Below are 7,500 nucleotides of genomic sequence, written 5' to 3' on the forward strand. Positions count from 1 at the left end.
GTGCTGAAAGCATCTAAGCATGAAGCCCCCCTCAAGATGAGATTTCCCATAGCGTAAGCTAGTAAGATCCCTGAAAGATGATCAGGTTGATAGGTTCGAGGTGGAAGCATGGTGACATGTGGAGCTGACGAATACTAATAGATCGAGGACTTAACCATATAATATGAAGCAAATGTTATCTAGTTTTGAAGGAATATGCCTTCATAGTTTGGTGATGATGGCAGAGAGGTCACACCCGTTCCCATACCGAACACGGAAGTTAAGCTCTCTAGCGCCGATGGTAGTTGGGACCTTGTCCCTGTGAGAGTAGGACGTCGCCAAGCAAGCTTAAGACGAGTCAGAATGACTCGTCTTTTTTGTATGCTTTCATACCTCTATCGATTGCCTTTTTAACCGCTTCTAAATAGGAAAATCCATATTTTTGATCTGGTTCTAAGTAGGTTCCTTCTGCCCATTCGTTCCACGCATTGATAAATAAAAACTCACTGTTATAAAGAGAGTAAGTACGATGAATTTGCTTACTTAAATAGATTGCGAACTTTTCAGGAGTAGAACCTATAAAAATACTGCTATTTGAATTTTTGCGTCGTGCAGTGTTATCCCAATCAACGAAAGCTCCAGGGAATGTTTTTTTCTTTGGAGGAAATCGCTTTAATATATACATCCATACTTTATCGTAGTCCCAAGCATTTAATTGCATACCAGACTCATATATTGTTTTATTTATGTCTGAAGAGCTATCATGGGCAATTGTATAAAATGGTTCAAACTGAATGCTAGCATCGAACCCATTTATATCAGGGAGTGGAAAACTGTTTAATGTTTCTGTAAAGTATATACCTTTTAAACCGTTTTCTCGTGCTAATGCATTCCAATAATTAAGCATTTTTTCACAATCAGGAATATGTCCCGGGCGATAAATAATGAATAGAGGTTTATCATCTATACGAATATATCTTTTATCTTGGAACGCTTGTAATAAATATTCAAAGTGCTCTTTCCAATCTGATACATCTCCATAATCTTGAGGCATTAATATATGTTTATCAAGACCATCCCAAGATCTTGTCCATGGCTCATTTGCCCAAGAAAGGCAAAATGGAAAATCTGGTTCCCCTATCTTAAGTACCTCATTAAAAGGTGTTTCTAATAGCCTCTTACCTTTAAACCAGTAGTGATAATAACAAAAACCATATATACCGTATGCTTTCGCGATTTCTGCTTGCCATTTTCTTACGGATGGGGTAGTTAAGTCATAATAAAAATCTTGATAAGGTTCCCTAGGTTGATAATGTCCTGAAAATAAAGGTTGTGCATTTTTAGTATTCGTCCATTCAGTAAAACCTTTACCCCACCAGCGATCATTTTCTTTTATTTGATGGAATTGTGGTAAGTAAAAAGCGATTATTTTCAAGCTATATCCCCCTTATGTTCTTCGAAGTTCAAGTGGTGGGAAGTTACTTTTGATTTTGTGGAGCAAGTTTAAAACGAGAGATTTTATATTCTCTTACTGTTTTTGTATGCTACGTATTGGATTTAGTTTTATAGTTTGCTTAATACGAGAGTCTTGGGTGCTCTCATATATATGTCTGAAATAAAAAGTATCATTCATCATGAAATTAAGCGGATTACTATGAACGAAAGAAGTTAATCTTTCTGGAGAACAAATAGGGCCTGTGGTAACCGGTTTACATCATCAAAAAAATCCCGCAGTTTTAGATACTTCTCATAATGCTTTTTAATATAGGTCATAGGTATAACAGTTTCTCCATAAAAGCTGCTATCTCTAACATCTCCTGCACCAGTAGGACTGTGTACAAAATTCCCATGTTCATAATCCGAGATAGCGCGATGTATATCTGGAAAAGCCTGAGATAAAGTTTTATGCCATCCTGTTTGAATTAATTCAGGGTGTTCCTTGAATTGTTGACAAAAATCGAGAAAATATCGTGCCTGTGTTGTTGCGATGAAGATTCCACCTGGACGCAGAATTCTTGAAAATTCTTTTATCCAATTTTCTGCAGTTTCTTCGGATAAATGTGAGAATACAGAATAAGCGAATATGATGTCTAATGAATTGTCACGAATAAATTCTACAGGAGGTTGTGGGCTTGCGGTTTTATATATCCCTCTTCCTAATGTTTCATTGCAAAGAGTAATCATGAAGGGGTCTACATCAATCCCAAGCAGATTTTCATCCCGAACATCTTTGAACAAGAAGCGTATAATTCGTCCCCAACCGCAACCAAAGTCTAAAACTTTACTTTCTTTATTCAAGGGAACTCCTAAATTTTGAGCGTATGTTTTTATATGACTATAAAACAAATATGCTTCATATAGGGCGTGTTCATAGGAAGCACCTACAAATTGTTTTTGGATTTCTTCAGGGGGGAACATAGGTACGGGTACACCGTTTATTGTTGTTTCTGAGCAACTTTGTATAAATAGATTTAGAAGTTCAAAGTCAGATAATGGACTAACAAGGTTATCAAAATCACTTCCTAACTTAAAATTATTCATTTGTTAAACCTCCAAATTACATAATGATAAAATTTATTTACGATTTTTTTGTACTAATAAAAACATGCAAAAATTCAGCATCTAACCCTAATGATCTATCCTTTTGTAAATAAACAGTAGTATACATATTTGCCTGTGTGTAAATATATTCAATCATATCTAGCCCCCAATCAAATGTTACTAAAGACCCATTCTCATCGATAGGGTTTCCATGATAAATGGGCTCTTCAATATGCTCAATTACTTCTTTATTCACTCTTGCTCTTTGCACAGTCTTTGTGAGTGTATGATACCAAGGGACAGTAAATACATGAGCACCACCAGGTTTTAATACTCGTTCTATTTCTTTAAATGCCTTGTTTGGCGTCATGACATGTTCAAAAACATCTTGAGTAATGAATAAATCAAAAAATTCACTTGGGAAGGTCATGTCTTCTAAATTTTCACATCTAATTCCTTGAAAGTATTGGCCGAGAGGATAGTTTTTAAAGTATTGAGAATATGTATAGTTTTTACAGTTTTTTATTAGTAGCTGAGTTGTAATTCCTCCAGGAGAGGATTCGTGGATATTATAGGAATTCCATTTTGGAAAAAATGTATTTAAAACATGGATTAAAGCTCGCTGCCTTGGTATAGATTGGCATGTAGAACATAAGTAATGATCTCTAAGCCAATCATTATGTTCTATAAATGTAGTTTCCTTCTCGCAAATAACGCAGTACCCAGTATTGTGTTTCAAATTGTCTTCCACATGACATCACTCCTGTTTTAAATGCAATGTATTGATGGATAGTATGACACACTTCAACAATCAAAGGAATCAAAGAGAGTGGCTGAAAATTAGGAAACTCATACAAGTACGATTGATAGAAGGGGATAACCAGCTGAGGGATAATCTCGCGCGAATTACAGTGTCAATTTATGCTATGCGAGACATTCGCTTTTATTCATTGAAGAATGTATAGACTTAAAATATCCCTTTCTTGTATGGATACATTTCAAAGTCCTGTGCATATATTTCTGTAACTAAATCCATAGTTTCTTTATCGTAAAAGCTTTTATATGTTGGAAATCGGGGGAAGGCTTCATCTGTAATGCTAAGTTCTGCATAGCTGCCTTCATACATCATCTTATGAGTGCGATGATGATCTGAATTCGTAAGTATGGCTAGGTCGGACTTAATTAAACCGTATTCGTCTTCTATTTTGGGAATTTGCTTATTAAAATCTTCTAAAGGTATGTAGCGTTGGATGAAGGCTTCTTCCCCCTGAACATATTGCTGACTAAAATGTATATCCATTACTAGGGAGTTGGGACCAAGTGCTTGAACGTAATATAAAAATTGTTTAAATGATATTCCTTCATTACTATATTTGTCATTATAAAAACATTTTCGGATACTTTCCCATTGTGGGCTAGCATATGGATTGTCAGCAAGTAATAGAAATGAGCTAACGGCCCTTGTATAGGGATTTCGTACGAGTTTACAAACATCTTTTTTCCCTTTTAGAAGAACATTTTGTAACTCAGGTATGTAATTTTCTTTGTTTTTGTATACCCAGAACTCATAGTAATGAATAAAGTCATTGTATTTCTTTGCTTCAGTATATAATCCAATTTGAAAAAAGAACCAATTAGCTAATGTGGTGCATCCGCTTCTATGACTCCAAAATAGTATAAGGGGAAAGTCTTTATGGAAGTGTGGAATTCGATCTTTATGTAGAATTACGTGGTTTAAAAGTTTTTGATTTATATTTTTCATGAGTTCTGTACTCCTTTTTCGAGAGTTTTGTGTATGTAGAAGCTTCTTTAAATGGAATACACGAGTGGAAATATAGGAAGAGAAGGTTGATTTTTTATTAATAAACTATATTCATGGGGGTGAGTAAATATTATGAGTGTTTTTTCGGACACTTTAGATAAGGTAGTGATTCTAAAATGAAAATATAAAATAAAGATAATGAAAATGTATAAGGGGCATACAATTACAAGAGGATGAATAATAAAAATGATCGAGTTCATGTATTTGCATTTCTAGGTGTGACGAGTAAAAAATTTGCTTACTAGAGAGAGGATATTATGAGGAAGAATAATTATTTAATAGTAGGTGGAAATAGTTTCATTGGTATTAACCTCACGTTAGGTTTATTAGAACAGGGGCAAAATGTAAAAGTATTTTCCAGGCATATAAATAATTTCCCTCGAAATATTATAAATGAAGTTGAATTTATTACAGGTGATTTAGAAAATGTTGAAGATATATATAAAGCTTTAGTGAATGTGGATATTATTATTTATTTAGCTGCGACGTCTAATGTAGCAACTTCCATCGAAGATATTTTTGGGGATATTAACAGTAGCCTTTTTTTTCTTAATTTCATGGAAAGTGTTAAAGATTTTCGTATTAAAAAAATTGTATTAGCATCTTCAGGGGGTACAGTTTATGGGGAACCTGAATATTTGCCTATTGATGAGAAGCATCCGTTGAAACCACTTTCTCCATATGGAATCACAAAAGTTTCGCTTGAGAATTATTTGTATTTTTATAAGCGAAACTACGGCATCGACTATGTTGTATGTAGATACTCTAATCCATATGGGAAATATCAAAATCCTTTAAAGAAAGTTGGGGCAATAAATTGTTTTTTGTACCAACATCTTAGTAATGAAAGGATTAATATATACGGGAATCCACAAGAGATTATTAGAGATTATATTTATATCGATGATTTAGTTGAAATTACTATACAACTATCACAATTAAATCGATTGAAATCTTGTGTATATAATATAGGAAGTGGCAAAGGTCTTTCTTTAAAACGAATTATAGTGGAATTGGAGAAAATAACAGAAAGAAAAGTAGACTTTATCTGTTATAAACCAAAACAAGAAAATGTTCAAAAAATCATTTTAAATATAGATAAGGTGAGACAAGAATTTAATTGGGAACCTAAAATAGATTTCAAAAGTGGAATTAGATTAAATAAGTTATGGATTGAAGAGTTCTTATATAGTAAAAAATAATAAACCATGCTCTACTTATATAAGCAGAGCATGGTTTATTATTTTATTTCTTTTTTTATTACCCAAAGATCTTGATGATCCCACCAAAACCCTTCAGTGTATTTTTTAATGATAGGGTTATAGGGTAATAACTTAATTTTGTCACACACGTAAGAGGGGCTAACTATCGTTTGGCCATATTGGTTAACATCTAAATCGAATTGTTCACTAGAAGGAAGGAACCAATAGCCTTGTTCATTTAAATTTGGAAATCCAAAGTATTTTTTACTTTGATACCCATGGGTGGTGAAAATGAATAAACCACCAGGTGAAACAGCACTATACAATGTTTGAAGCCAACGAAACCAAGTTGTATCAGGCATATGAGAAAAAAAGGATAGACAAAAAACAATATCGTACGTAGAAGTTTCCAATTTTAAATGTTCAGGTTCAGGATGAGATAATATAGAAGAATGATTTAATGTGTTTTCAATAAAAGTAATAGCTTCTTCATGTATATCACAAGCAGTTATACTCAAGTTTGCTTGTAGATTTAATAAATGGCGTGTTACGCAGCCATATCCAGATGCAAATTCTAATAATTTAATTGGATTGTCTGCAGGAGGATAAAAGGAAGTAATTAAGTCTAAGAGTATTTGTGCTGATTTTTGTCCATCTTTAAAATAATAATCTATCGCTTCTTTTTTAGAAGGAAAGACTGGATTAGTGACAAGGAATTGAAAAATGTGATCCTCAGGATGGATATTTGCGTTTACATTGTAGTTGTTTGCGATTTGAGAAATTAAGTTTTTATTTTCCTCTATAAATGCTTTCAAAGAGTATTCCCCCTAAATAATAGTAGCGTCTTATAAAAAATGCGGATAGTAAATAAAGTTCAAGGCTAAATGTTCAAGTATGTTTTTAGGTATTTTCTATATGTATACATCTTCATTTTAGAAATATCGTCGATAGTAAAGTTCTTTTTAATGAAATTCTGCATTTGTACAACTTCATTATAATGAGAATATGAATCTTCTGTTTTCGTTACACTATTTGTATGTCGTCTATGATAGTTTAGGGACTTTGGATTAAAGTGAATATGTCCCTCTTGCAGGATGGAAACATAGAAAAACCAATCACCAGCAATTTTAAATTTTGCTAGTCGTTTTTCTGTGTTTTTTATATCTATGTTTTTAAACACTACACTTGAGACATTAGGTATAGTGTTTTTAATAAGTAACGTATCTTGTATTTCATCTATGCCTTTTCGAAAATAGGGGGTTTTCCATTTTTCTTTATCGATATCATTTGTGTAATTTAAATAATGATCAGCTATTACATTTCCTTGTTCGTCTATTTGTTTTGATTGTGTGTAGCTTAAGGTAACCTTGTTATTTATATGAAATCCATGTATCACCTCTTGTAAAAATGTCTTCTCACATAAGTCATCTGATTCTGCGATCCAAATATAATCACCGGTTGCTTCGGAGATTCCTTTTATCCATTGTTTAAATACAGAACCAGAGTTTTTTTCGTTAATAATTCGTTGAACTTTCAGATGAGGCTTATTTTCTTTTGAGAGCAGCTTTTCAAATGTTGATACGCTATTGTCAGTAGAGGCGTCGTCTAGGAAAATTAGTTCGTAAAGGGGGTAGGTTTGGTTTAATATTGATCTGACTCGGTCAGGTAAGTAGTGTTCATAATTATAGTTTGGTACAATTACACTTATTTTTTTGTAATTATGTTCGAGAAGCGCTAATAATTGATAAATGTAATTAAGAAAATTAAAGTTTTTTTCAATGAGCTCTTGGCCAAAGCTCCCCTTTTGTAAGCGTAACTCTTCATCTCCAATAAGTTCATATATTCTTTCGACCATTTTTGGTAAGTTTAAAAAGTCTACTAAGGCACCGGTTTTTTCTGTAACAACATCCTCAAAACCTCCAGCATTTTTAAAACCTATCACAGGAACCTTTGTAT

7 protein-coding genes and 2 rRNA genes (2 of these 9 cut by a window edge) are annotated in these 7,500 nt (G+C 33.1%); 3 read left to right on the forward strand and 6 right to left on the reverse strand.

All coding sequences use genetic code 11. From position 1 onward, the window contains the following. Positions 1–158 (forward strand): 23S ribosomal RNA (locus tag F0362_RS01610) (it extends 2,764 nt beyond the left edge of the window). Between the two features lie 49 nt (positions 159–207). Continuing rightward, positions 208–323 (forward strand): 5S ribosomal RNA (rrf, locus tag F0362_RS01615). Between the two features lie 14 nt (positions 324–337). Here rrf and F0362_RS01620 read toward each other — a convergent pair. From F0362_RS01620 to F0362_RS01635, 4 genes are all read right to left on the reverse strand, one after another. Further along, a complete protein-coding gene (locus F0362_RS01620; RefSeq protein ID WP_000690969.1) occupies positions 338–1,414 on the reverse strand; it encodes a glycosyltransferase WbsX family protein in 1,077 nt (358 codons plus the stop codon). 233 nt (positions 1,415–1,647) lie between these two features. After that, positions 1,648–2,520 (reverse strand): class I SAM-dependent methyltransferase, encoded by an 873-nt coding sequence (locus F0362_RS01625; protein WP_097859995.1) that lies wholly within the window; start codon positions 2,518–2,520, stop codon positions 1,648–1,650. 37 nt (positions 2,521–2,557) lie between these two features. Further along, the gene (locus F0362_RS01630; RefSeq protein WP_097859996.1) at positions 2,558–3,271 is read right to left on the reverse strand and encodes a class I SAM-dependent methyltransferase; all 714 of its coding nucleotides are present in this window, start codon (positions 3,269–3,271) and stop codon (positions 2,558–2,560) included. Positions 3,272–3,487: 216 nt separating this feature from the next. Then, a complete protein-coding gene (locus F0362_RS01635; protein WP_000790071.1) occupies positions 3,488–4,282 on the reverse strand; it encodes a sulfotransferase family 2 domain-containing protein in 795 nt (264 codons plus the stop codon). Between the two features lie 317 nt (positions 4,283–4,599). On the opposite strand from F0362_RS01635, the gene F0362_RS01640 reads away from it, so the two are divergent. Beyond that, entirely contained in the window at positions 4,600–5,544 is a 945-nt protein-coding gene (locus F0362_RS01640) for an NAD-dependent epimerase/dehydratase family protein (protein WP_001230838.1), read from the forward strand. Between the two features lie 38 nt (positions 5,545–5,582). On the opposite strand, the gene F0362_RS01645 is transcribed toward F0362_RS01640, so the two are convergent. Together F0362_RS01645 and F0362_RS01650 are read right to left on the reverse strand one after the other, a co-directional pair. Continuing rightward, positions 5,583–6,359 (reverse strand): class I SAM-dependent methyltransferase, encoded by a 777-nt coding sequence (locus F0362_RS01645; protein ID WP_000642908.1) that lies wholly within the window; start codon positions 6,357–6,359, stop codon positions 5,583–5,585. 65 nt (positions 6,360–6,424) lie between these two features. Beyond that, positions 6,425–7,500, reverse strand: the 3' portion of a protein-coding gene (locus F0362_RS01650) for a glycosyltransferase (protein WP_079520262.1). Its footprint extends 856 nt past the window's final position; only the last 1,076 of its 1,932 coding nucleotides appear in the window; its start codon lies off the right edge, out of view — the gene reads right to left on this strand; the stop codon is at positions 6,425–6,427.

It is taken from the genome of Bacillus sp. BS98, assembly GCF_008432245.1.
GTDB lineage: Bacteria > Bacillota > Bacilli > Bacillales > Bacillaceae_G > Bacillus_A > Bacillus_A toyonensis.

Bases quoted from the DNA above. Each gene is read 5' to 3' on its own strand.
- F0362_RS01625 (WP_097859995.1), bottom strand. From the start codon at position 2,520: ATGAATAATTTTAAGTTAGGAAGTGATTTTGATAACCTTGTTAGTCCA.
- F0362_RS01640 (WP_001230838.1), top strand. From the start codon at position 4,600: ATGAGGAAGAATAATTATTTAATAGTAGGTGGAAATAGTTTCATTGGT.
- F0362_RS01635 (WP_000790071.1), bottom strand. From the start codon at position 4,282: ATGAAAAATATAAATCAAAAACTTTTAAACCACGTAATTCTACATAAA.